The organism is Thiomonas sp. DCM-2 (assembly GCF_056820905.1).
The window spans coordinates 1566267-1588760 of record NZ_CM165962.1 but is presented as its reverse complement, the minus strand read 5'-3'; the positions used below and the strand labels follow the sequence as shown (position 1 = coordinate 1588760).

The 22494-nt window shown below is 66.7% G+C and carries 21 protein-coding genes and 1 riboswitch; of the genes, 4 read left to right on the top strand and 17 right to left on the bottom strand.

Annotation, left to right across the window (positions count from 1 at the left end; genetic code table 11):
• Nucleotides 1-11: 11 nt before the first annotated feature.
• The 8 genes from ppk2 to AC1ZQA_RS07655 all read right to left on the bottom strand — a co-directional run bounded on the left by ppk2 (nucleotide 12) and on the right by AC1ZQA_RS07655 (nucleotide 7144).
• Nucleotides 12-806, bottom strand: coding sequence for a polyphosphate kinase 2 (ppk2, locus tag AC1ZQA_RS07690; RefSeq protein ID WP_482679202.1), 795 nt, complete (start codon nucleotides 804-806; stop codon nucleotides 12-14).
• Nucleotide 807: 1 nt separating this feature from the next.
• Entirely contained in the window at nucleotides 808-1080 is a 273-nt protein-coding gene (locus tag AC1ZQA_RS07685; RefSeq protein WP_482679201.1) for a hypothetical protein, read from the bottom strand.
• A gap of 3 nt (nucleotides 1081-1083) precedes the next feature.
• The gene (locus tag AC1ZQA_RS07680; RefSeq protein WP_482679200.1) at nucleotides 1084-1446 is read right to left on the bottom strand and encodes a carboxymuconolactone decarboxylase family protein; all 363 of its coding nucleotides are present in this window, start codon (nucleotides 1444-1446) and stop codon (nucleotides 1084-1086) included.
• A gap of 28 nt (nucleotides 1447-1474) precedes the next feature.
• A complete protein-coding gene (gene phaP, locus AC1ZQA_RS07675) occupies nucleotides 1475-2023 on the bottom strand; it encodes a TIGR01841 family phasin (protein ID WP_482679199.1) in 549 nt (182 codons plus the stop codon).
• A 125-nt stretch (nucleotides 2024-2148) separates the two neighbouring features.
• Nucleotides 2149-3393: an NAD-binding protein gene (locus tag AC1ZQA_RS07670; RefSeq protein WP_482679198.1), complete on the bottom strand. Its 1245-nt coding sequence runs from the start codon at nucleotides 3391-3393 to the stop codon at nucleotides 2149-2151.
• A gap of 45 nt (nucleotides 3394-3438) precedes the next feature.
• Nucleotides 3439-4197 (bottom strand): ABC transporter ATP-binding protein, encoded by a 759-nt coding sequence (locus tag AC1ZQA_RS07665; RefSeq protein ID WP_482679197.1) that lies wholly within the window; start codon nucleotides 4195-4197, stop codon nucleotides 3439-3441.
• A complete protein-coding gene (locus AC1ZQA_RS07660) occupies nucleotides 4197-5150 on the bottom strand; it encodes a FecCD family ABC transporter permease (protein ID WP_482679196.1) in 954 nt (317 codons plus the stop codon). Before AC1ZQA_RS07660 ends, AC1ZQA_RS07665 begins: the two co-directional genes overlap by 1 nt.
• A 35-nt stretch (nucleotides 5151-5185) precedes the next feature.
• Nucleotides 5186-7144 carry a TonB-dependent receptor domain-containing protein gene (locus tag AC1ZQA_RS07655; protein ID WP_482679195.1) on the bottom strand — a complete coding sequence of 653 codons (1959 nt, stop codon included), beginning with the start codon at nucleotides 7142-7144 and terminating at the stop codon, nucleotides 5186-5188.
• Between the two features lie 165 nt (nucleotides 7145-7309).
• A riboswitch (cobalamin riboswitch) is annotated at nucleotides 7310-7542 on the bottom strand.
• Nucleotides 7543-7584: 42 nt separating this feature from the next.
• Here AC1ZQA_RS07655 and AC1ZQA_RS07650 point away from each other — a divergent pair.
• From AC1ZQA_RS07650 to AC1ZQA_RS07640, 3 genes are all read left to right on the top strand, one after another.
• A complete protein-coding gene (locus tag AC1ZQA_RS07650; protein WP_482679194.1) occupies nucleotides 7585-7827 on the top strand; it encodes a hypothetical protein in 243 nt (80 codons plus the stop codon).
• The gene (locus AC1ZQA_RS07645; protein WP_482679193.1) at nucleotides 7824-8168 is read left to right on the top strand and encodes a cell division protein ZapA; all 345 of its coding nucleotides are present in this window, start codon (nucleotides 7824-7826) and stop codon (nucleotides 8166-8168) included. Before AC1ZQA_RS07650 ends, AC1ZQA_RS07645 begins: the two co-directional genes overlap by 4 nt.
• Before the next feature lie 224 nt (nucleotides 8169-8392).
• Nucleotides 8393-8839, top strand: coding sequence for a putative toxin-antitoxin system toxin component, PIN family (locus tag AC1ZQA_RS07640; RefSeq protein WP_482679192.1), 447 nt, complete (start codon nucleotides 8393-8395; stop codon nucleotides 8837-8839).
• 2 nt (nucleotides 8840-8841) lie between these two features.
• Here AC1ZQA_RS07640 and lgt read toward each other — a convergent pair whose 3' ends face one another.
• Nucleotides 8842-9669: a prolipoprotein diacylglyceryl transferase gene (gene lgt / locus AC1ZQA_RS07635; RefSeq protein WP_482679191.1), complete on the bottom strand. Its 828-nt coding sequence runs from the start codon at nucleotides 9667-9669 to the stop codon at nucleotides 8842-8844.
• 161 nt (nucleotides 9670-9830) lie between these two features.
• On the opposite strand from lgt, the gene ilvD reads away from it, so the two are divergent.
• Entirely contained in the window at nucleotides 9831-11519 is a 1689-nt protein-coding gene (gene ilvD, locus AC1ZQA_RS07630) for a dihydroxy-acid dehydratase (RefSeq protein WP_482679190.1), read from the top strand.
• 63 nt (nucleotides 11520-11582) lie between these two features.
• Here ilvD and panD read toward each other — a convergent pair whose 3' ends face one another.
• The 8 genes from panD to smc all read right to left on the bottom strand — a co-directional run bounded on the left by panD (nucleotide 11583) and on the right by smc (nucleotide 22419).
• Nucleotides 11583-11930: an aspartate 1-decarboxylase gene (panD, locus tag AC1ZQA_RS07625; RefSeq protein ID WP_482679293.1), complete on the bottom strand. Its 348-nt coding sequence runs from the start codon at nucleotides 11928-11930 to the stop codon at nucleotides 11583-11585.
• A 120-nt stretch (nucleotides 11931-12050) separates the two neighbouring features.
• On the bottom strand, nucleotides 12051-12866 hold the full coding sequence (locus AC1ZQA_RS07620; protein WP_482679189.1) for a metal ABC transporter permease: 816 nt from the start codon (nucleotides 12864-12866) through the stop codon (nucleotides 12051-12053).
• The gene (locus AC1ZQA_RS07615; RefSeq protein WP_482679188.1) at nucleotides 12863-13732 is read right to left on the bottom strand and encodes a metal ABC transporter ATP-binding protein; all 870 of its coding nucleotides are present in this window, start codon (nucleotides 13730-13732) and stop codon (nucleotides 12863-12865) included. The genes AC1ZQA_RS07620 and AC1ZQA_RS07615 overlap by 4 nt, the downstream gene beginning before the upstream one ends.
• A 124-nt stretch (nucleotides 13733-13856) precedes the next feature.
• Complete coding sequence (locus AC1ZQA_RS07610; protein ID WP_482679187.1) at nucleotides 13857-14738, bottom strand: metal ABC transporter solute-binding protein, Zn/Mn family; 882 nt, start codon at nucleotides 14736-14738, stop codon at nucleotides 13857-13859.
• A gap of 79 nt (nucleotides 14739-14817) precedes the next feature.
• On the bottom strand, nucleotides 14818-15738 hold the full coding sequence (locus tag AC1ZQA_RS07605; protein ID WP_482679186.1) for an ROK family protein: 921 nt from the start codon (nucleotides 15736-15738) through the stop codon (nucleotides 14818-14820).
• Nucleotides 15731-17782, bottom strand: coding sequence for an NAD-dependent DNA ligase LigA (ligA, locus tag AC1ZQA_RS07600; RefSeq protein ID WP_482679185.1), 2052 nt, complete (start codon nucleotides 17780-17782; stop codon nucleotides 15731-15733). Before ligA ends, AC1ZQA_RS07605 begins: the two co-directional genes overlap by 8 nt.
• An 8-nt stretch (nucleotides 17783-17790) precedes the next feature.
• The gene (locus tag AC1ZQA_RS07595; protein WP_482679184.1) at nucleotides 17791-18849 is read right to left on the bottom strand and encodes a cell division protein ZipA C-terminal FtsZ-binding domain-containing protein; all 1059 of its coding nucleotides are present in this window, start codon (nucleotides 18847-18849) and stop codon (nucleotides 17791-17793) included.
• 45 nt (nucleotides 18850-18894) lie between these two features.
• A complete protein-coding gene (smc, locus tag AC1ZQA_RS07590; protein WP_482679183.1) occupies nucleotides 18895-22419 on the bottom strand; it encodes a chromosome segregation protein SMC in 3525 nt (1174 codons plus the stop codon).
• Between the last annotated feature and the right edge of the window lie 75 nt (nucleotides 22420-22494).

Sequence of the window (22494 nt, the reverse complement as noted above, 5' to 3'; positions counted from 1 at the left end):
CCTCGCTGCGCTCAAGCCGCCACGCGGCCCTGGGTCACGGCATCATGGGTATAGCTGAACACCACATCGGGATCGGGGCAGAGCAAGCCGTGATCCTTGCCCGCGTAGTCGAGCCGGGTGAGCAAGTCCATGACGAGATGGATCCGCGCCAGCTTCTTGTCATTGGCGCGCACCACGGTCCACGGGGCGGTCGGCGTGTGGGTGCGGGCGAACATGGCGTTGCGTGCAACGCTGTAGTCCTTCCAGTGCTTCTGTGCCGCAGCGTCGATCGGGCTCATCTTCCACTGCTTGAGCGGATCGGTCAGCCGCGCCTTCAGGCGCCTGCGTTGCTCGGCCTTGTCGATGTCGAGGTAATACTTGAACAACTGAATGCCCGAGCGCACCAGCATCTGCTCGAACACCGGCACCGTTTCCATGAACTCCTCGTACTGCGCCTCGGTGCAGAAACCCATCACCCACTCCACCCCGGCGCGGTTGTACCAGCTGCGGTTGAACAGCACGAAGTCCTGCGCGGCGGGCAGATGGGGAACATAGCGCTGGAAATACCACTCCGATTCGTCGCGCGTGGACGGCTTGCCCAGCGCCACCACGCGCGTCTCGCGCGGCGAGAGGTGCTCGACGATGCGCTTGATGGTGCCATCCTTTCCGGCGCTGTCGCGCCCTTCGAGAATGATCAGGATGCGGTCGCCGTGCGCGATGAGGTGCTTCTGGAATTTCACCAGCTCGATCAGCAGCGCGCGCAGGGTCTTGCCGTAGCCCTGATCCGGATGGGATGCTGCCCGTTGTGGTTCGTTCTTTTTGCCCATTTCAGTCTCCCAGTGCCAGATCGGATTTCAGCGGTGAATCTTCGGGCCGATGTTCCGGCAAGGCATCGCTGCCGACGGGGGTGAGGTAATCGACCATGGCGTCCCAGGGTTTGCCTTCAGCCAGCTCCTCGTAGTAGGCGCGCGCCATCTGGCCGAGTTCGCTTTTTGGATCGAGCAGATCGCGCGACTGGGTGCCCTCCAGTCGCCCCATGGCCCGCCAGATGAACTCCTCGAACTCCCGCATCTTCACGGGCGACAGTGGTGCCTGATTCATGGATCAAACCTGAGCGGCCGCAGGCGGGCCGAATTCATCGATTGCCTTGAGCAGCGGTGTCATGTACATCATCGCCGGGCCGCCGTGCATCAGCACAGCAAGAAACCCAGCCTCGATCAGCTCATCGCGCTTCGCCCCGGCATGCATGGCCTGCTTGACGTGAAGGGCGATGCACCACTCGCACTGCGCCGCGACCGACAGCGCCACATTGGCGATTTCCTTCTGCTTGAGCGACAACGCGGGCCCGGCCTCGGCCTTGCCCATGAAATTCATGAAGGCCTGGACTTCGTTGGGATGGCTCTTGCCGAGGGTGGACAGCAGCGACTCGATCTCGTGCAACTTGTCGCGCATGGGGGTGTTCTTCATGACGCTCTCCTGTCTGAGGATGGTGGGTTCAATTGCTGCGCTTGCGCGCTGCAGAGGAGGTTTTCTTTGCAGCAGGCGCAAGGCTCTGCAACGGAGCGCTCATCAAGCCGCTGGCTTGTTGCTGCGCGTTCTGCATGGCCTCGACCGCCTGATTGGTGAACTGCATCGCACTCTGGAACAGCGCCTGCACCGGTTCGGCCCCGGCGGGCAACGCGGTCATGCCCTGCCCGACACTGTCCTGCAGGCTGGTCTGCAGACGGTTCAGGCTGGACTGCAGGGTCTCGGCCATTTCTGCCTGCGTGGCAGAGACGATCTGCGCCAGCTTCTGGACATAGGCCATTGCCGCCTCTCCCCCCGCCTGTGGCGCGTTTTGCGCCTGGGTGCTCAGCAAGGTCTGCACGTCCTGCGCGGACAGGGTGGACTCAACCGCCTGCGCAGCATGTTGCGCCATGTCGCGCATCATCTGCATCTGCAGCTGGGTCATCTGTTCAAACCCGCGAAACAGGGTCTGGCTCAGGGCAAAAGCAGACTCCAGCTCGGCTTTCTGAATGGCTTGCAACTGCTCGGTCGGGTTCATGGCACACCTCCGGAATTGTGAATCGATGTTTGCAGTGTGCTTGCTGCGCTGCCGCAAGCACTTGACTTACATCATGCCAACCGAATGTGTGTGAACTCTGCCTGTAAGCAGGTTTTGCAGCTCGCTCAATCGTGGGGGAACAGCAGCTTGTGGACCGTCTCGTTGTCGATGGGCTCGTCGAACAGATCGCGCACCAGAAGCTGGCTGCCGAGGAGTTGGGGCGCAAACAGCACGTCGGGCTGCACCCGGCGGATTTTGTTGACGTGCCGCACATCGTTGACGCCGGCAATCGTCTTCACACCGGGCGCAAGTTCCTTCACGGCGAGCACGGCGAAGGCGTTTTCGGCGTCGTCTTCGCGCAGGGTCAGCACCGCCTTGGCGTGCGGCACACCGGCCAGTTCGAGGGTCTCGTTGCGCGTGGCGTCTGCGGTGATCACGTCGGCAGAGTCTGGATAGGGGGAGGGATGCCCCGTCGGTGCAATCACCGTCACCGGCACGCCGCGGCTGATGAGTTCCTTCCACATGGCATAGGCCAGGCTGGACACGCCGATGATGACGTAATGGTTCTTGCGCTGTTCTTTTTGCATCTTGCCCTCCAGAGCCCGTTTGAGACTGCCCCCCACCAGCGGGCCAATCACCACCGACAGGGTGGTGGCAAACACCGAAATGCCCAGCACGATCATCGACACCGTGAACATGCGTCCCTGCGTGGTGTGCGGAACGATGTCGCCATAGCCCACCGTGGACATGGTCTCGATGGTGTAATAAAACGCGGTGGGCAGGCTCTTGATCGGCGGGGTGTAATCCTCTCCGAACCACAAGCTGCCCAGCGTGCCATAGATCAGCAGGCTCCCCACGCCGAGCAGCGCAAACAGCGAACTGGCCGCCAGGCTGCTGCGGGTGAAATGCCGCGAATAGACCAGCAGCACCAGCAGCAGCGCCGCAGACAGGATGACGATGCCGTCGGGTCGGCGGGCCGCCCAATAGGCCAGTCCGGCGGACAACAGGCTCAGCAACAGGCTGAGCACCCAGGCCACCCGGGCGCGCAGCAACAGGCCCGGCACCATCAGAATGAGCCCGGCGCCGATCATCACATGCGGAAAGGCCGCCAGGTCGGCCAACCCGGAAATGCCGTCGGCCCCGTGCTGCACGATGCCCACCACAGCCTGCCGGAGGTGGCCGAACTGCGGGCTGATCTGAAACGCACCGCCGAGCAGCGCGAGAAGCGCAGCCAGCAGCGACGGTCCGTAGGCTCTCCAGTCCTTCGCGGTCACTCGGGCGGAGGTGTCCAGCGCGGCCTTGAGCACGCGCCAGCGGCTGGCCTTGGGCAGCGGATCAGGCACTTTGGGTGGAGCGACAGAGGAAGGCATGCCGTAAGTATCGGCGATCTTGTCGCCTCGGGGCGCGCGCGCGTTCTACAAGGCGATCCAGGCGCGATGACCACTGCCGTCTTGAATCTGCGTCCAGCGGCAGTCGTACAGACCTTGCAGACGCTCGGCCTGCAGGGCGCTGTCGCACGGCGCGGCAAACCAGCCCCGCGCATCCCCCTGGACGCCCAGCCCCAGCACATGGGTCGCATGGCGCGCCACCCAGTTCACATCATGCGCGCAGAACACCACGATGCGGTCGGTCAGCTCTTCGAGCAGCGCGCCCACCAGGCGCTGATGCCCCGGGTCCTGAAACGCGACCGGTTCATCCAGCAGCAAAAGAGGGCAGCCCTGCACCAGGGCCTGCGCCAGCGCGACGCGCTGACGCTCTCCGGCAGACAGCGCCAGCACATCGCGATCGCGCAGTGCCCACCCATCCAGCCGCCGCAGCGCCTCGTGCGCCGACGCGGCGTCCACCCGGGGCTGCGCCAGTTCAAGCAAGGCCAGCACAGACAGATTGAAGCGATCGCGCGGCTGGGAGGGCATCAGCGTGCGCAGTGCAGCCAGACGCTCGGGACCGATGCTGTGCAGTGCCTGCCCGTCCAGTTGCACCTGCGCTGCCGCGCCGGACAGCGGCAGCAGCCCGGCGATCTGGCGCAACAAGGTGGACTTGCCGGTACCATTGCGGCCAATCAGCCCCAGCCTGTCCCCCGGCTGCAGGCGCAGTGCCACGCCGCGCGCCAGCGGTGGCAGATGCGGCGCGGCCACCACGTCCAGGCCATCGACCTGCAGCCAGGCTTCGCGCATCACCGGGCCCGCCGCAGCATGAGAATGAACACTGGCGCGCCCACCAGCGCGGTGACCGCGCCCACCGGCAATTCATACGGCATGGCCACGCCGCGTGCCAGCGTGTCGGCTGCCACCACCAGTGCGGCACCGGCCAGCGGAGCGGTCCAGGCCAGATCGCGCAGGCGCTGCAGGCCGACCAGCCGCAAGGCCTGCGGCACGACCAGTCCGACAAAGCCCACCGCGCCGGCCACCGCAACCGACACTCCGGTGGCCAATGCCGCAAGCAGCACCAGTTCCAGCCGCGCCCGCAGCACCGGCTCACCGAGCAGCCAGGCCACTTCGCTGCCCAGCATCAGCCGGTCATAGCGACGCTGACGCCACAGCAGCCAGCCCGCCAGCAAAGCGGCCAGGCCACAGAGCCAGTACCCATGCGTGGCGCCCGACAGATTGCCCACCAGCCAGAACATGGCACCGCGCAATTGCTGATCAGGCACCAGACTGAGCAGCAGAGTGGACAGCGCCCCCGCCAGCGCGGCCAGCATGGCGCCGATCAGAATGAGCTGGGCAGACGCCTCATCGTCCCGACTGGCCAGGATACGGCGACCAATGAGCAGCAACAGCAGCAGCGCGGCTGCGGCGCCCAGCACACTGCCCAGCCACAACGCCGCGCCGAGCAGCAAGGCCACGATCGCTCCCAGGCCCGCCCCGCCAGACGCCCCCAGCACATAGGGATCGGCCAGCGGATTGCGCAGCAGAATCTGCATCGCCAGTCCGGCCTGCGCGAGCAAGGCGCCCACGCCCACGCCGGCGAGGACCCGCGGCAAGCGGAGCTGCCAGACGATGGCCGCATCCCACCCGCCCTCGCCCACCGACAAGGCCACCGCCACCACCACAAGCAGCAGCAGCGGCAGGCCCCAGCGCCACAGACGCGTGCGCGGCACGGCCTTGCGCGGGGCGAGTTCAGCGTTCATGGCGTGCGCGTTTCGGCGACACTGCGCGAGCAAGTTCAGAGCGCCGGCCGCCAGGTCAGACCGACAAACACGCCCAGCGGCTCGCGGTTGTAGCCATAGACCGTCTGATACTTCTTGTTGAACAGATTCTGCACTCGGGCATTCCAGCTCCAGTCTTTCGACACTGCACCGCTGGCGGTCAGATCGACCGTGGTGTAGCTGCCCAATGTGACGCGGCCGCTGCTGCCATTGTCCCAGCGCGGGCCGCTGTAGTGCACTGTGGCGCCATACAGCACGCCCCCGAACTCGCGGTTCACCGACACATTGGCCAGGCTGCGCGCGAGACGCTGCAGCGTGGGGTCACCAGGCAGACTGGTGTCCACCGGCTGCTGCAGAGTGAGGTTGGCGTCATAGGCCCAGCCATTCCAGGCGCCACGGCCGGTTAGTTCCAGCCCCCGTGTACGGCTGCTGACGATGTTCTGGAAGGTGCTGGTGGTGAGGTCGTATTTCCACTGGTCGGTCATCTTGGTCTGGAACAGCGTGGCGCGCACGAGGTTGGTCCCCTGCGCCCACTGCAGACCGGCCTCGGCGGAATGCGCCTTTTCAGGCTTGAGGTTCGGGTTGCCGTAGTACGGCGCGTACAGATAGCCCAGTGGCGCGGCGTTGAACGCTGTGGAATAACTGGCAATCGCCTTGAAGCCGCCGCCAAGTTCGCGACCGTAGCCCAGGTAGCCCGTGTTCTGGCCCGAATAACCGTCGATCGCATCATGGCGCAGGTTCAACTGCAGTTCATTCGCGCTGAAGGTGCCGTTCAATCCTACGAAGGCAGCCTTCGCATTGCGCTCCTTGGCGGAGATCGAACCCGTGATCGAGCCGATGGACTGGCGCTGAAACTCCAGACCACCTGTCGCCGTCCAACCGCCACCCAGGTCCACCACATTGCGCCACAGCAGTTGCTGTACCCGGGTACGGTAGGTACTAGTGTAAGGATAGGAGCCGAAGCTTTGCGCGGTGTTGGTCGTGCTTTGTTGCGACGCGCTCAGGTGCGACTTCCATGCCGCAGTCAACTGGTTGTCGCTGAGCAGTTGATAAAGGTCTTGCGTCGTGCTGCTCAGATAGGTGTCGGTCGGGCTGGCGTAAGGGTTGTCGTAGCTGGCACGGCCTTCGCTGCGGAAGGCGCGCAAACCCAGTGACTGCCCCGGCGCGAGCGTCTGCACGATGGCGCCGTTCATCGTGGTGTTGCGGTAGCCGTTGGCATTTGGGTTGGCATTGGCCAGTTGTGCCGGGTTGATCGCGCTGATGCCCTGCGTGGTGTAACGGCTCACTCCCGCCTGCAGCGCGGTATTGCCCACCTGGCCGCTGGCGTTGGCCGAGACGGTTGCGGTGTTGCGGCTGCCCGCGCTCACGGAGAGCGACGCCTGCGGGGTTTTGCTGCCCTCCCGCGTGGTGATCAGCACCACACCCCCAATCGCGCCCGAACCGTAGATCGCCGAGACATTCCCGCGGATGATCTCGATGCGCTCGATCTGATCGGTGGTGAAGTTGTTGAGGTAGGCGGTTCCGGTCGTGTCCTGCGCGTTCATCGGCACACCGTCGAGCAGCACCAGCACATCCGTGCCGCCGAAGCCGCGCACGTACACATTGCCGGACTGTCCCGGCCCGCCGTTGCTCGTGACCTGAACGCCTGCCACCTGTTGCAGCAGGGTCGTGAGGTTCTGCGCGCCGGATTCCTCGATCTGTTCGCGGGTGATCACACTCACGCTGGGCAAGGCGCTGGCCAGCGGCTGCGGATAGCCCGTGGCCGACACGACCACAGGCGCGAGTGTCGCGGCATCGGATGGCTGTGCGGTCTGCGCCTGCGCGCTCAGGCCGATGAGACCGATGGACAGCGCCAGAAGCGTGCGCGCCCGAGGTGCGGCACGTCGTGCAGATGAGAGGGATGCGGGCTGACAGGACGCCATGGGCGCCGGAGCGGCGGCCCGTGCTGCGCCGCTTGCAAGGAACTGCTGAGACATGAAGGTTTTTCCGGTTCGATGAGCGCCGCCGTGTTCCCCCGCACGGCTGGCGCGGCTGAAGCACGCAACATCGGGGGCACCTGAACCCATCGCGACGGCACGGAGCGCATGCGCCACAGCGCAGTGCTCTGCGAGGTCGTGATGCGCCCCATCCACCCGAAGCTGCGCGTCTTCCCGTCGTTGGCCGGTATCCGGGCTGGCGACGCGATCCGGACCTCCTTCCCAAACCCGTGGGTTCAGTGGATTGCGTGTCCGAACGGAAGGCATGTGCCTTCGGTCGCTGACCGTTGCGGGGGCAGCACAGGCTGGAGCGTCTGCCGTGGGCATGGCTCTTCCTGTTTCCCGTTTAACTGCACGGCGTGAACCGCCGCGCGAGCACCAACGGACGCCATGTTACAAGGTGCGCTGCCCGCCAGACGACTGGCCCTAGAATCGGGCGGATGGACGAACGCCAGCTCTCCCCCGCCATTGCCCAGTTGCGCGAGCGCGTCGAGCGCCTGCTGCTGCGCCACGCTGAACTGCAGCGCACCAACGCGCTGCTCGCCGAGCGCCTGCAAGGCATGGAAGCCGAGCACGCCCAGTTGCGCCAGCGCCTGCACGACGCCACACAGCGCATCGACAAGCTGTTGCTGCGGCTCGATCAGACCCACTCGATACCGGGCACGCCCGACAACCAAGCATGAGCACGACCACTCTGGATGTGAACATCATGGGCCAGATCTACACCCTGGCCTGCCCCGCAGACGAGCAGGCCGCGCTCAAGGCCGCGGTGCGTGAGGTGGACACCGAAATGTGCGCCATCCGCGACATGGGCAAGGTGCGCGCCCGCGAACGCATTGCCGTGCTCGCCGCGCTCAACCTGGCGCACAGCCTGATCGAGGCGCGCCAGACCGCCAGCGCATCCCCCGCCGCTCACGCCGAGACGCAGACCACGCTGGCGCTGGGGACCGACGACGCCCAGGTTTTGAACCAGCTCACCCGTCAGCTCGATGAAGCCCTGGGTGCAGAGGGAAAATTGCTCTGAACTTTCCCCGATCGAGCAGGCACGCCCTACAATGCAGAGCGTCTGTCGGGCTCGGCTGAGTCGGCATTTCCTGAACCGATAAATTTGTGCCTCGGGCTTGGAAATTCTGTGTGTGCGCGTGACGTCTCGCGCAGACGTCCCCAAAGCGCAGTGACCTTGCCCACCTGTCCCACCAGGGTTCAGGGATCAACACTCAGTCGGGTTCCGGCAGACACCTCTCCCGCATGACCCTCCCCCTGCATCGCCCTGCCCTCTGCGTTCTCGACACGCAGGTGCTGCTGGACTGGGCGCTGTTCAACGATCCGCGTGTGCAACCCTGGGTACAGGCCCTGCAGAACCAGACCGTGCGCTGGATCTACAGCGCCGCGATGCAGGACGAAGCCCTGCGCGTGGTGCATTATCCGGCGCTGGCCAAGCGGCATGATCCTGCGTTGTCTGCGCAAAGCGTGACCGCCTGTTTTGCCCGCTGGGGCCAACTCTGCGCCACGCCTGCTGCGCAACGGCAACTGGTGTGCCGCGATCCCGATGATCAGATGTTTCTCGATCTTGCGCTGGCACAGCGGGCAACCCATCTGCTCAGCCGCGATCGCGCCGTGCTGCAACTCGCGCGGCGCGCCGGCCCGCTGGGTCTGCACATCAGCGCGCCCGAAGGGACGCCCGCGCCAATCTGAACTCAGGACGCCGACTGTCCCAAGGCCTGCAGCCGCGCCTGCCGCCGCAGCGCCCACCAGATCATGCCGCTGCCCAGCAGGATGAGCGGGATCGAGAGCAACTGCCCCATGGTGAGGTGAAACCACAGATAGCCGAGAAACGCGTCGGGCTGACGGAAGAACTCGGCGGTGAAACGTGCCAGTCCGTAGCCAAGGGCAAAGCACCCGGCGATGAAGCCGCGCGGACGTTCCTTGCGCGACAGCCACCACAGCACCGTGAACAGCACGATGCCTTCCAGAAACATTTCGTATAGCTCGGAAGGAAAGCGCGGCACCATGCTGCCGGACTCGGGATAGATCATCGCCCCCGGCCACCAGGCCGGCGCGGCACGGCCCCACAGCTCGCCGTTGATGAAGTTGCCGATGCGGCCAAACGCCAGCCCGGGCGGGATGAGCGGCGCGACAAAGTCCATGATCTGCAGCCAGGAGTAACGCCGCGTGCGCGCAAACCAGTAGGCCGCCACCATCACCCCCAGCAGCCCGCCGTGGAAGGACATGCCGCCGTCCCAGACCGCGATGATCTGGCTCGGATGCGAAAAGTAATAGTCCGGCTGATAGAACAGCACGTAGCCGGTGCGCCCCCCGAGAATCACACCCAGCACACCGGCGAACAGCAGGTCTTCGATGTCGCGCGAGGTCCAGCCCTGCCGCGCGTAAGGCTGATCCTTGAGGCGCTTTTGCGCCAGCAGCCAGAAGGTAATGAAGCCCAGCAGGTACATGATGCCGTACCAGTGCACCTTGATGGGCCCGAGCTGCAGGGCGATGGGATTGAAGTCGGGATGAACGAGCATGGGCGTGAAGTGTACGGGGTGAATCCGGAGTTTCCTCTCCGACCCAGCTGGCGCACGCCAAGATTTACCTTTCGATACCACTCCAGTCAGGCCCAGATGCGGCCGCCTTGCCGCTGCGGCGCGACAATGCAGGGCCTGTCGCCACAACCTCTCTGCCAGCCATGACCGAAACACTGCGTTCCGAACACATCACCGTCGGCGCGGAGCGCGCGCCCAACCGCTCCATGTTCTATGCCATGGGCTACAGCAAGTCCGACTTCCGCAACCCGATGATCGGCATTGCCAATGCGCACTCCACCATCACGCCGTGCAATTCGGGCCTGCAGCGTCTGGCCGACGCAGCCATCGAGGGCGTGCGCGCCGCGGGCGGCAACCCGCAGATGTTCGGCACACCCACCATTGCCGACGGCATGTCCATGGGCACCGAGGGCATGAAATATTCGCTGGTGTCGCGCGAGGTCATTGCCGACTGCGTGGAGACCTGCGTGCAGGGTCAGTGGATGGACGGCGTGGTCACCATCGGCGGTTGCGACAAGAACATGCCCGGCGCGATGATCGGCATGCTGCGCTGCAATGTGCCGGGCATCTTTGTCTACGGCGGCACCATCCTGCCCGGTCACTACAAGGGCCGCGATCTCAACATCGTCTCGGTGTTCGAGGCCGTGGGCGAGCACGCCGCCGGACGCATGAGCGACGCCGACTTCGACGCCATCGAACAATGCTCGGTGCCCACCAGCGGCTCCTGCGGCGGCATGTACACCGCCAACACCATGTCCAGCGCGATCGAGGCGATGGGCATGTCGCTGCCCTACTCCAGCACCATGGCCAATGTGCACGAAGAGAAGCTGCAGTCCGCACGCGACTCGGGCCAGGCGCTGCTGGCCGCGGTGCGCGCCGGTGGCCTCAAGCCGCGCGACATCGTCACCCGCAAGGCGCTGGAAAACGCCATTGCCGTGGTCATGGCCACCGGCGGCTCCACCAACGCCGTGCTGCACCTGCTGGCCATTGCCCACGCGGCCGAAGTGCCGCTGGCCATCGAGGATTTCGAGATCATCCGAAAGCGAACCCCTGTGCTTTGCGATCTCAAGCCCTCGGGCAAGTATGTCGCCACCGACCTGCACCGCGCCGGCGGCATTCCCCAGGTGATGAAAATCCTGCTCGAAGCCGGCTTGCTGCACGGCGACTGCATCACCATCAACGGCAGAACCGTGGCGGACAACCTCAAGGACGTGCCCGCCCAGCCCAGTGCCGAGCAGGACGTGATCCGGCCGATCGACAGGCCGATGTATGCCCACGGCCACCTGGCCATCCTCAAGGGCAACCTCGCCGAAGACGGCTGCGTGGCCAAGATCACCGGCCTGAAAAAATCCACCATGACCGGCCCGGCACGGGTATTCGACGATGAGCAGAGCGCGCTCGAAGCCATTCTGGCGGGCAAGATCGCGGCGGGCGACATCATGGTGCTGCGCTACCTCGGCCCGAAGGGCGGCCCCGGCATGCCGGAAATGCTCGCGCCCACGTCTGCGTTGGTGGGTGCCGGGCTGGGCGAATCGGTCGGCCTGATCACCGACGGACGCTTTTCCGGCGGCACCTGGGGCATGGTGGTCGGCCATGTGGCGCCAGAAGCAATGGTGGGTGGCACCATTGCCCTGGTGCACGAGGGCGACACCATCACCATCGACGCGCCCAGCCTGAACCTCACGCTGCATGTGAGCGACGCGGAGCTGGCCCGGCGCCGCGCCGCGTGGGCGCCGCCCGCCAAACGCTACACCCGCGGCGTGCTCGCCAAGTTTGGGGCACTGGTGGGGAGCGCCCATCAGGGCGCGGTGCTCGACGCCAATCTGCCCTGAACGGCCTGACTGGTGCCCACAAAATCGCCCGGAGTCCGGGCGATTTTTTTCGTGTCACAGAACCTAGGCCTTCATCGCGGCGATGCGATTGTGCGCGTCGAGCAGTGCGATGCGCGGGCGAAAGGTGCGGGCGGTGGCGTCGTCCATCGGCGCATAGGTGCAGATGATCAGCAGATCGCCCAACGCCGCGTGGCGCGCCGCCGAGCCGTTGAGCGTGACTTTGCCGCTGCCCGGCGCCTCGGCGATGGCGTAGGTGCTCAGGCGCGCGCCGTTGGTCACGTTGTAGATCTCGATCTGCTCGCCCGGCAGGATGTCGCAGGCATCGAGCAATTCCTGATCGATGCCACAGGAGCCTTCGTAGTACAGATCGGCGCCGGTGAGCGTGGCGCGGTGCAATTTGGCGCGCAGCATCACGCGCGCTGGCAAGGTGTGTGCAGGAAAACCGGGGGTGTGCGACTGGGTCATGGAAAGTCAGGGAAAACGCTGCAGTGCTGCGGAGGACAAGTCCGGCATCGTAAAAGACCGCCTGCCTCAAGCGCGAGCCTGACCCTCCCGCAACCGCTTCCAGCCGTGGGCGGCCAGATAGAGCGCGAAGCTCAGCGAGGCAATCCAGGTGCTTGCCGGGTAGCCGATGGCATACGCCGCAGCCAGTCCGGCCCAGGTGATCGCCAGCCCGAGCAGCATTGCCAGGCCAATGCCGCCGGCCACGCTGCGGCTGAGCGTCTGCGCGGCCGCTGCCGGACCGATGAGCAGCGCGAAAATGAGCAGCGCGCCGATCACCGGCACGGCAATCGCCACGGTGGCGGCCACCAGCAGGATGAACAGCAGATCGATCTGGCGGGTAGTGACACCGCGGGCTTGCGCGCCTTCTGGGTTGAAGCTGGCAAAGCACAGCGGGCGATACAACACCGCGAGCCCGCCCAGCCCAGCGAGACAAACCGCCAGCGACAGCGCGGCCTGACCCGCGGTGACGCCGACGATGCTGCCGAACAGAATGCTCATGGCCGACTGCGCGTTGGCGGTGTAGAGATTGAGGAACAGCACCCCCAGTCCGAGCGCAAACATCAGCACCATGCCGATGCCGATGTCGCGCTGGCGCAGGCGCTCGCCAGTCAACGCAAGAAGAACACCGCTGGCCAGGGTGAAGGCGAACAGCCCCAGATACGGACTCAGGCCCAGCAGAATCGCCCCCGCCGCGCCCGTGAAGCCCACATGCGACAAGGCATGCGCGGCAAATGCCTGCCGCCGCAGGGTGATGAAATAACCCACCGCCGCGCTGAGCACCGCAATCGCGCTGCCGGCCAGCAGCGCATGGCGCATGAAGCCGTATTCGAGGCCGAGGATCATGCGCTGCCTCCGTCTGTGGCGTGGGTGTGGTCATGGCCGCAGTGCGCCGCCTCCTCGGCCATGAAGCCCCCGGCCGGGTGAATGAACACATAACCCCCATCGCGCGCCACGGCCATCGGCAGGCCATAGAGTGCGGACAGCGCCGGGCCGTTGACCACCGCGTCCACCGTGCCCAGCCGTCCCTTGCCACCGGCCAGATAGAGCACCTGATCCATGTGCGGCAGCAGCGGGTTGAGATCGTGCGCGGTCATCAGCACGGTGATGCCCTGCTCACGGCAGAGGCGGTGTGCGGTCTGCAGAATGCGCTGCTGCGCCTGCGGGTCGAGATTGGCCAGCGGCTCGTCGAGCAGCAGCATGCGCACCGGGTTGACCAGCGCCTGTGCGATGCGCACCCGCTGCCGCTGCCCGCCCGAGAGTGCATCCAGGGGGCGCTCGGCCAGATCGAGCGCATCCACAGCGCGCAGCGCTGCCTCGACCGCCTGCGCCCGCTGTGCCCTTTGCCGCAGCCCCAGCCCCCAGCGCTCGCCCTGCCAGGCGGTGGCCACATAGCTGCGCACACGCACAAAACTGTCCGCTCCCACCGGGTCGCGCTGCGACACATAGCCCGCCTCGGTCCGCAGCGCCACGCCGTCGCGCCCGAGAAGACGCAGTCTGCCGGACTGCAGCGGCTGCAGCCCCAGCAAGGCGCGCAGCAGCGTGGTCTTGCCCGCGCCATTGGCGCCGAACACGCCGACGAACTGACCGGCGCCGATGCGCAGGTCGATGCCGTCAAGCACGACGCGCTGGCCGAGCACGCAGCGCAGACCCAGTGCCTCGATCGCCCAGTCGTCCGTCGGCTTGTCGGCTTTATCTGCTGGTGTTTGCACGGCAGCGCTCAAAGTCCCGCCCATTTCTCTCGCTAACGCGCAGGATGCGCCTCCACCCCACTTGTGGAGGAGGTCGGAAGGAGGGATGCGTGCAACCCCTCGCGTGCCAGGTCGCTCGCATCGCTCACCTGGACTTGCCCAGCGCCTGTTGGATGGCGCGCACGGTCTGCAGTTGCCACTGCACATAGCCTGTACCCGGCGGGACGAATTCATCGACCCCGACCACCGGCACGCCCGACGCCTGCGCCAGCGCGCGCAGGCGGTTGGTCAGCGGATCGTTGACCTGACGGTTGTAGAACAGCAGCGCCACCTTGTGCTGTCGCAGATTGTCCTCATACCGTGCCACCTCGACGGGAGACGGTTCGGTGTCGTTCATCACATCGAACTGGAACTTCTCGCCCAGGCTGGTCCAGCCCAGTTGCCGCAGCAGATAGCCGACCACCGGTTCGGTCGCGGTGACCCTGAGCCCCGGGTAGGCCTTGCGCAGCGCGGCCTGCGCCTGAGTCAGGCGGGCCAGATCGGCCTTGAACGCCTGCAGATTGCGCGCAAACAGCACCGCGTCCGCCGGGGCGATGCGCTGCAACACCGCGGCCAGGCGCTGCGCGACCAGCAACGCCATCTGCGGGTCGTAGAACACATGCGGGTTTTTGTCGGGCAGGATCAGTGCCGGGTCGAGCTGCGCCACATGGATCACCTGCCGGTTTGGCGCCGAGCTGGCAGCGAGCATCTTGTCCATCCAGTCGTCATAGCCCAGTCCGTTGAGGAGCACGATCTGGGCCCGCGCCACCTTGCGCGCCACTGCGGGCGTGGCCTCGAAGCTGTGCGGATCGACATTGGGGTTGCGGATGATGCTGTCCACCGCAACCTTGTCCCCGCCGATCGCCTGCGCGATCACCCCGTAGGTGCTCTCGGCGGCGACGATGGACACCGGCGCAGCCCGTGCCACGCCAGCGAGCAGCAGACCGAACACAAGGGCTTGGACAACGCGAACAAGAGGATGGCGCATGGCGGGTATCGGCAAGGGACAGGTTCGTTACTTTATAACATCCTGGTGTGCCGCACTGTATCCAGATGCAAGCACCGGTTCATGTCCGGCGCCACAGCCACGCCGCACCGCGCACCCCGGAGGAGTCGCCATGCCGCGACGGCAGCAGGCGCGTGGACACGGTGTCGGAAAACACCCACGCGTCCCAGCGCAGCGGCACTTCGGTAAACAGCTCGGCCACATTGCTCATGCCGCCGCCGAGCACGATGACCTCGGGGTCGAGCAGGTTGATCACATGCGCCAGCGCCCGCGCGAGGCGGTCGCTATAGCGGATGAAACTCGCGCGCGCCGCAGCGTCCCCGGCGCGCATCGACGCGATGATGTCCTGCGGGATGCACTTCCGGCCGGTGTGCCCGGCATGGTCTGCCGCAAAGCCCGGGCCGCTGAGCCAGGTTTCGATGCAGCCGTGCTGTCCGCACCAGCATCGCGGCCCCGGCACCTCGCCCCAGGCCGCTGCGCGCGGCCACGGCAGCGGGTTGTGTCCCCACTCGCCAGCCACCGCGTTGCACCCCAGCCAGTCGCTGCGGTCGATCGCAATGCCCGCGCCCACCCCGGTGCCGAGGATCACCCCGAACACCACGCGCGCGCCCTGCCCCGCGCCATCCACCGCCTCGCTGATCGCCAGGCAGTTGGCGTCGTTGTGCAGCCGCACCGGGCGGCCCAGCCGCTGCTGCAGGTCTTGCAGCAGCGCGCGGCCGTTGAGTATGGTCGAGTTGGCGTTGCGGATCAGGCCGGTGCGCGGCGACACCGACCCCGGAATCGCCACCCCGAGCGGCAGCCGCTGGCCGATCGCGGCATCGGCCTGCGCCACCAGCGCGGCGATCGCCTCGATGGTGCCGGCATAGTCGCCCTGCGGCGTGGCGCGGCGCGCGCGCAGCACAAAGCCGCCGCTCGCATCGAGCACCGCGACCTCGATCTTGGTACCGCCGAGGTCGATGCCGAGCAACGGCCCTTCAGCCATCGCCGAGCAGCGCCTTCAGCGCGGCCTCGTCGATCACGGTCACGCCCAGTTCCTGCGCCTTGGCGAGTTTGCTGCCGGGATCGGCGCCGGCAACCACGTAGTCGGTTTTTTTCGACACCGAGCCGGTCACCTTGCCGCCGGCGGCTTCGATTCGCGCCTTGGCCTCGTCGCGGCTCCAGTGCGGCAGCGTGCCAGTGAGCACGAAGGTCTTGCCCGCGAGCGGCTTGGGCGCCGCCGCGTCTGCCGACGCGGATTCATCCCAATGCACGCCGCAGGCGCGCAGTTGCTCGACCACCTCGCGGTTGTGCGGCTGGTCGAAAAAGGTGCGGATGCTCTGCGCGACCACCGGCCCGATGTCGGGCACGGCCTGCAGTTGTTCGAGGCTGGCGTGCATCAGCGCGTCCAGGCTGCCGAAATGCTGGGCGAGCACTCTGGCAGTGGCCTCGCCGACATGGCGGATGCCCAGCGCGTAAATGAAGCGCGGCAAGGTGGTGGACTTGCTGCACTCGAGCGCGGCGATCAGGTTGGCAGCGCTCTTGTCGGCCATGCGGTCGAGCGCGGCGAGTTTCATCAGTCCCAGCCGGTACAGATCGGGCAGGGTGCGCACGATGCCGCCATCGACCAGCTGATCGACCAGCTTTTCGCCCAGCCCCTCGATGTCCATCGCGCGGCGGCTGGCGTAGTGCAGGATCGCCTGCTTGCGCTGCGCCGGGCAGTACAGCCCGCCGGTGCAGCGCCAGTCGGCCTCGCCTTCCTCGCGCACGATGGCCGATCCACACACCGGGCAGCGGCCGCCGAGCTGCTTGTACAGATCGAACGGCGCGCCGACGTCGGCAGGGCGGCGGTCGAGCACCACGGCGACGACCTCGGGGATCACGTCACCGGCGCGGCGCACGATCACGGTGTCGCCCACGCGCACGTCCTTGCGCCGCACCTCGTCTTCGTTGTGCAGTGTGGCGTGGGTCACGGTCACGCCGCCGACGAACACCGGCTCGAGCTTGGCCACCGGGGTGAGCTTGCCGGTGCGACCGACCTGGATGTCGATCGCCAGCACGCGGGTGCTGCGCTCCTGCGCCGGGTATTTGTGCGCCACGGCCCACACCGGCTCGCGGTTGCGATAGCCCAGCCGCTGCTGCAGCGCGAGGCTGTCGACCTTGTACACCACGCCGTCGATGTCGAACGGCAGGCTGTCGCGCTGCGCGGCGATGCGCGCGTGAAAGTCGATCAGCGTCTGCGCGCCGGGGCCGTGCACCCGCTCTTTGGCCACGGGCAGGCCGAAAGTCTCGAGGGCATCGAGCATGGCGTGGTGGGTGTCGGGCTGGTCGTCCCAGCCGACGATCTCACCCCAGCCGTAGGCGTAGAACGCCAGCGGGCGCTGCGCCGCCACTGCAGGGTCGAGCTGGCGGATGCTGCCGGCGGCGCCGTTGCGCGGGTTGACCAGGGTGGGCAGACCCCTGGCGCGCTGGCGGTCGTTGTAGCGCTCGAAATCGGCGCGGTGCATCAGCGCCTCGCCGCGCACCTCGAGCACGGCCGGCGCGCTGCCTTGCAGCCGCAGCGGCACGCGGCGGATGGTGCGCACGTTTTGTGTCACGTCCTCGCCGGTTTCGCCGTCGCCGCGGGTGCTGGCCTGCACCAGCACGCCGTGCTCGTAGCGCAGATTGATCGCCAGCCCGTCGAACTTGAGCTCGGCGCTGTAGTGCACCGGCGGGTCGTCGGCATTGAGTCCAAGTTTGTTGCGCACACGCTGGTCGAACGCCACCGCACCCTGCGGCGTGGTGTCGGTTTCGGTCTGGATGGACAGCATCGGCACCGCATGCCGCACCGGGGCGAACTGCGGCAGCGGCGCGCCGCCGACGCGCTGCGTGGGCGAGTCGGGGGTGCGCAGCTCGGGGTGCGCTGCCTCGAGCTGCTGCAACTCACGGAACAGCGCGTCGTAGTCGGCATCGGGCACCAGCGGGGCGTCGAGCACGTAGTAGGCGTGATCGAGACGCTGGATTTCGGCGCGCAGCGCAGCCGCGCGCTCTGCAGGCGGAACGGCAGGCATGCCGATCCTCAGGAAAACAGGCGCTGCGCCGCGGCGGAACCCGCAGACAGGCCGTGTTGATCGAGCACCCCGTAGAGCACGTCGAGCTGCTTTTCGATGTGGTCGAGCGCGGCGTCGGTCAGCGGTGCGTTGTTGTCATCGACCACGGCGGCGTCGAGCGCAGCGCTCAGATCGCGCGCGGCCTGGCGCATGCGGGCAAAGGGCTTCTGCGCTGCCGGAGCCTGCGGCACTTCGAGCAGCAGCGTGGCATGGCTGACGGCTGCTGCACTGTCGGCCAGATCGGCGCGGGCGTCGAACTGCAGGTGCACCAGCGGGGTGGGAGGCTGATCGACGTCCTGGTACAGCAGCACCATGCGCCCGGCCTCGACGCCCGGAACGAAGCCCGCCGCCTGCGCACGCTGGCGCAGAAAGTCGATCCCCCAAGGCACGCTGCGGGCACGCAGGGTGATGGAGAGCTGCGCGTCGTTGGCGCCGGCAAAGGTGTCGAGCTGCCGCGCCTGCTCCAGCGCCTCGGCCATGTCGGGAAGGTCGGGCGGCACGCCCAGTGCATCGCCGAGTTCATGGCATTTGGCAATGAATTCCGAGAACTCGATGGCGTTGATCGGCCCGGCACGATTGCTCAATTGCACTGCGGCCTGCAGCTCTGCATAGTGGTTTTGCGGCTGCAGCGGTTCCCATTGACCGGTCTCGGCATGGCGGCCCTCGAACAACATGCGCTTGGCGCCGGCACGCGCGGCCTTGGGCAGGCGCGGCAACAGCACGTCGCCAGAGCGCACCGGATCGAGCAGATAGCTGGCAATGGCGTCGATCAGCGGGTCGATCTGCAGCGGCAGCAGGCGCGGGCGCGGACCGACTTCCGGGGACAGCGGCACGGGCTCCAGTGGCTCGCCGTCCACGCTCAGGGCATCGAGGCCGCCGGGCTCGACCGGTTCGCCGCGTCCTGCCGCATCGGCATCGATCGCGGCACGCTGGCGCTTGAACTTGCCCGACTGCCAGGTGTTGTAGGCGATGACGGCGCCGATGATGATGGCACCGATGACGATCAAGGCTATTTGCAACTGTCCCATCCAGGAATCCTCGGGGTGTGAGTGTGTGCGGTGCGTTTGTGCGAATCAGGCGGCTTGGGCAAAGCGTAGCGCCGCGTCCATTTCGACGGCAACGGTGCGCGAGACGCCCTGCTCCTGCATGGTCACGCCGATGAGCTGGTCGGCCATTTCCATCGCGATCTTGTTGTGCGAGATGAACAGGAACTGGGTGCTGGCCGACATGTCCTTGACCAGCCGGGCGTAGCGTTCGGTGTTGGCGTCGTCGAGCGGCGCGTCCACCTCGTCGAGCAGGCAGAACGGCGCGGGATTGAGCTGAAAGATGGCAAACACCAGCGCGATGGCCACCAGCGCCTTTTCCCCGCCGGACAGTAGGTGGATGGAGCTGTTCTTCTTGCCCGGCGGCTGCGCCATGACCTGCACCCCGGCATCGAGAATTTCCTCGCCGGTGATGATGAGCCGCGCATTGCCACCGCCGAACAGCAGCGGGAACATGCGGCCGAAATGCGCGTTGATCTGCTCGAACGTGCTGGCCAGCAGATCGCGGGTTTCGGCGTCGATCTTGCGGATCGCGTCCTCCAGGGTGGTGATCGCGGTCTGCAGGTCATCGTGCTGCGCATCGAGAAACTGCTTGCGTTCGCGCGCCTGCCCCAGCTCGTCGAGCGCGGCGAGGTTGACCGCACCGAGCGCTGCGATGTCGCGCTGCAGACGATCGAGCTCGCGCGCCAGCGCCGGAATTTGTGCGTCGCTCGGCAGGCTCGCGCGCACCGCATCCATGTCGGCCTGGGCCTCGCCAAGCTGCTGCGCGAACTGCTCGGCCTGCAGGCGGAATTCCTGCTCCTTGAGCTGCAGTTCGGTGATGCGCTGGCGCAGCGGATCGAGGTCGCGGTCCAGCGTCAGCCGGGCCTCCTCGCGCTGGCGCAGTTGCAGGGCGATGTCGTCGGCTTCACTGCGGCGAGCGCCCAGCACGGCCTGCGCCGTTTCCTGCTCGGTCAGTGCCGATTGCAGGCCGGTCTGCGCGCCCTCCGCACTGAGTCGGGCCAGCTCGGCCTGCGCGGCCTCGCGCGCGCTGTCCTGACGGGCAATCTGCTCCAGCGCCATTTGCGCCTCGCGCTGCAGATCGGCCAGCTTTTGCTGCAGGCTGCGCACTGCATAGCCACTCTCGGCGGCCTGCGACTCGAGCTGGCGCTGCTGCGCCCGCGCATCGGCCAGCGCCTGCTGTGCCGCGATCACCTCGGTTTCGAGGTCAGCCTGCAGTTGCTGCTGGTCAGCCAGACGCGCGTCGAGTTCCTCGAAGCGCGCCTCGCTCTCGGCCTGCTGCGCCTGCAACTCTTCCATCTGGGCGTCGATGTCGCCCAGATCGGCGGCGATCTGACTGTTGCGCGCAGCGCTCTGTTCGGCCTGCTGGGTGAGCTTGAGCAATTCCACCTGCACGGTGTGCAGTTGCTGCGTGTCCTGCTGCTGGCGGCGTTGCAGCGCGGCGATCTGCTCCTGCGCCTGGCCGAGATCGTGCTCGGCCTGGTGCAACTGCGCGCGGCTTTGCTCCGCGATGAGCTGTTCGGCCTTGATCTGACGCTCCAGGTTGTCGATCTCCTGCTGCCGCGCCAGCACGCCGGACTGCTCGGAATCGGGCGCGTAAAAACTCACGCTTTGGCGCGACACGGCATGACCTTCCGCTGTGACCAGGAGGGCCTGCTGCGGCAGGTCGTGGCGCAGGGCAAGCGCCTGCTGCAGCGAGGGAGCGATGAACACATGAACCAGCCAGTCGTCGAGCAGACTGCCCAGCGCGGCGTCGCCGCAGCGCACCGCGTCGCGCAGCGGGCGACAACCCACAGGCGCCGAGGCTTGCGTTACTACAGAGGTTTGCACCGACGCCGAATAAAACGCCAGCTTGGCCGGTGGCGCCGCACTGGCAAAGCCAGCGGCCATGTCGAGCTGGCGCAGCTCCAGCGCGGACAGACGCTCGCGCAGCACGGCTTCGAGCGCGGTTTCCAGACCGTTTTCCACCTGCAGACGAGGCCAGAGTTGGGGCAGTCCATCCAGCCCGTGCTTGGCCAGCCAGGGCCGCAGCTTGCCCTCGGTCAGGACCCGCTCCTGCAGCGCCTTGAGGGCGGCACTGCGCGCGGTGGTGGCCGCAAGCTGGGCAGCGGCCGCCTGCTGCGCCTGCTGCGCCTGCTGACGGGCCTGCTGCAGCACAGGCAGGGTGTCGTCGAGATGCGCGCGTTGGGCGCGGGCGGTATCAAGCGCGTCACTGAGCATGTCTTGCTGGCGCTGCAGATCGGCCAGACGCAGGCTGTCGGGCGCGACAACCGTGCGCTGCTCGGCGCGCAGGCGCTCGGCGCGCTGCTGCAGCTGCTGAATCTGCTGTCCCATGCTGCGCTGGCGCGCGGCCTCGGCCTGCAAGGCCTGTTGCGCACCGGCAGCCTGGGCGCGTTCGTCTGCGGCGCGCAACTGCGTCTCGCTCCAGGCGGCTTCGAGAGCCGGCAGTCTTTCTCCGTGATCCTGTGCGCGGGCCTGCGCCACCTCGGCCTGCACCTCGGCATCGGCCAGTTGCGTGTGGGTGCGATCCGCCTGCTCCACTGCTGCAGCGTGCCGCTGCTGCCATTCCTGCGTCTGGATGTCGATGGCCTGCAGCGTGGCTTCGGCGCGTTGGCGTGCCTCGAGCACGAAGCGGATTTCTGCTTCCAGCTGGCTGACGCGCGACTGCGCCGCGTAGAACGCCGCCTGTGCGCGGTTGAGGGTGTCGCCGCTGGCGAACTGCGCCTGCCGCAGCGCCTCGATCTCGGCCTCGATGCCGCGCTGTTCGGCGATGCGGGCTTCGAGCGCATTCATCGCCTCGCCACCGGCCAGGGTGATCTGCTGGCGGCGGGCCTGCGCCTCGTCATGACGCAGCACCCACAGTTGGTGCTGCACGCTCGTGGCATCGGCCTGCAGCGTCTGGTAGCGCGTGGCAACCTCGGCCTGCTGCTCCAGCCGACCCAGATTGCTGCCGAGTTCGCGCAGGATGTCCTGCACCCGGGTGAGGTTCTCGCGGGTGTCGTGCAGGCGGTTCTCGGTTTCGCGGCGGCGCTCCTTGTACTTGGACACGCCGGCGGCTTCCTCGAGCATCATGCGCAGGTCTTCGGGACGCGATTCGAGGATGCGGGTGATGGTGCCCTGACTGATGATGGCGTACGAGCGCGGCCCCAGGCCGGTGCCGAGAAAAATGTCGTGCACATCGCGGCGGCGCACTGCCTGGTTGTTGATGAAATAGCTCGACGTGCCGTCGCGGGTGAGCACGCGCTTGATCGCGATTTCGGTGAACTGCCCCCACTGGCCGCCGATGCGGTGGTCACTGTTGTCGAACACCATTTCCACGCTGCAGCGGCTGGCCTGTTTGCGCTGCGCGCTGCCGTTGAAAATGACATCCTGCATGGACTCGCCGCGCAACTCGCTGGCCTTGCTCTCGCCCAGCACCCAGCGCACGGCGTCGATCACATTCGATTTTCCGCAGCCGTTGGGGCCGACGATGCCGCTGATGCGGCCGGGAAACGGCAGCGTCACGGGCTCGGCAAACGACTTGAAACCGGCCAGGCGAAGGGAGGTCAAACGCATCGAAAGTGTCTAACTCTATGATTTAAAAAAGAAATTGTGAATTTCGCAGCAGACGGAAATCATACCATCGCCACC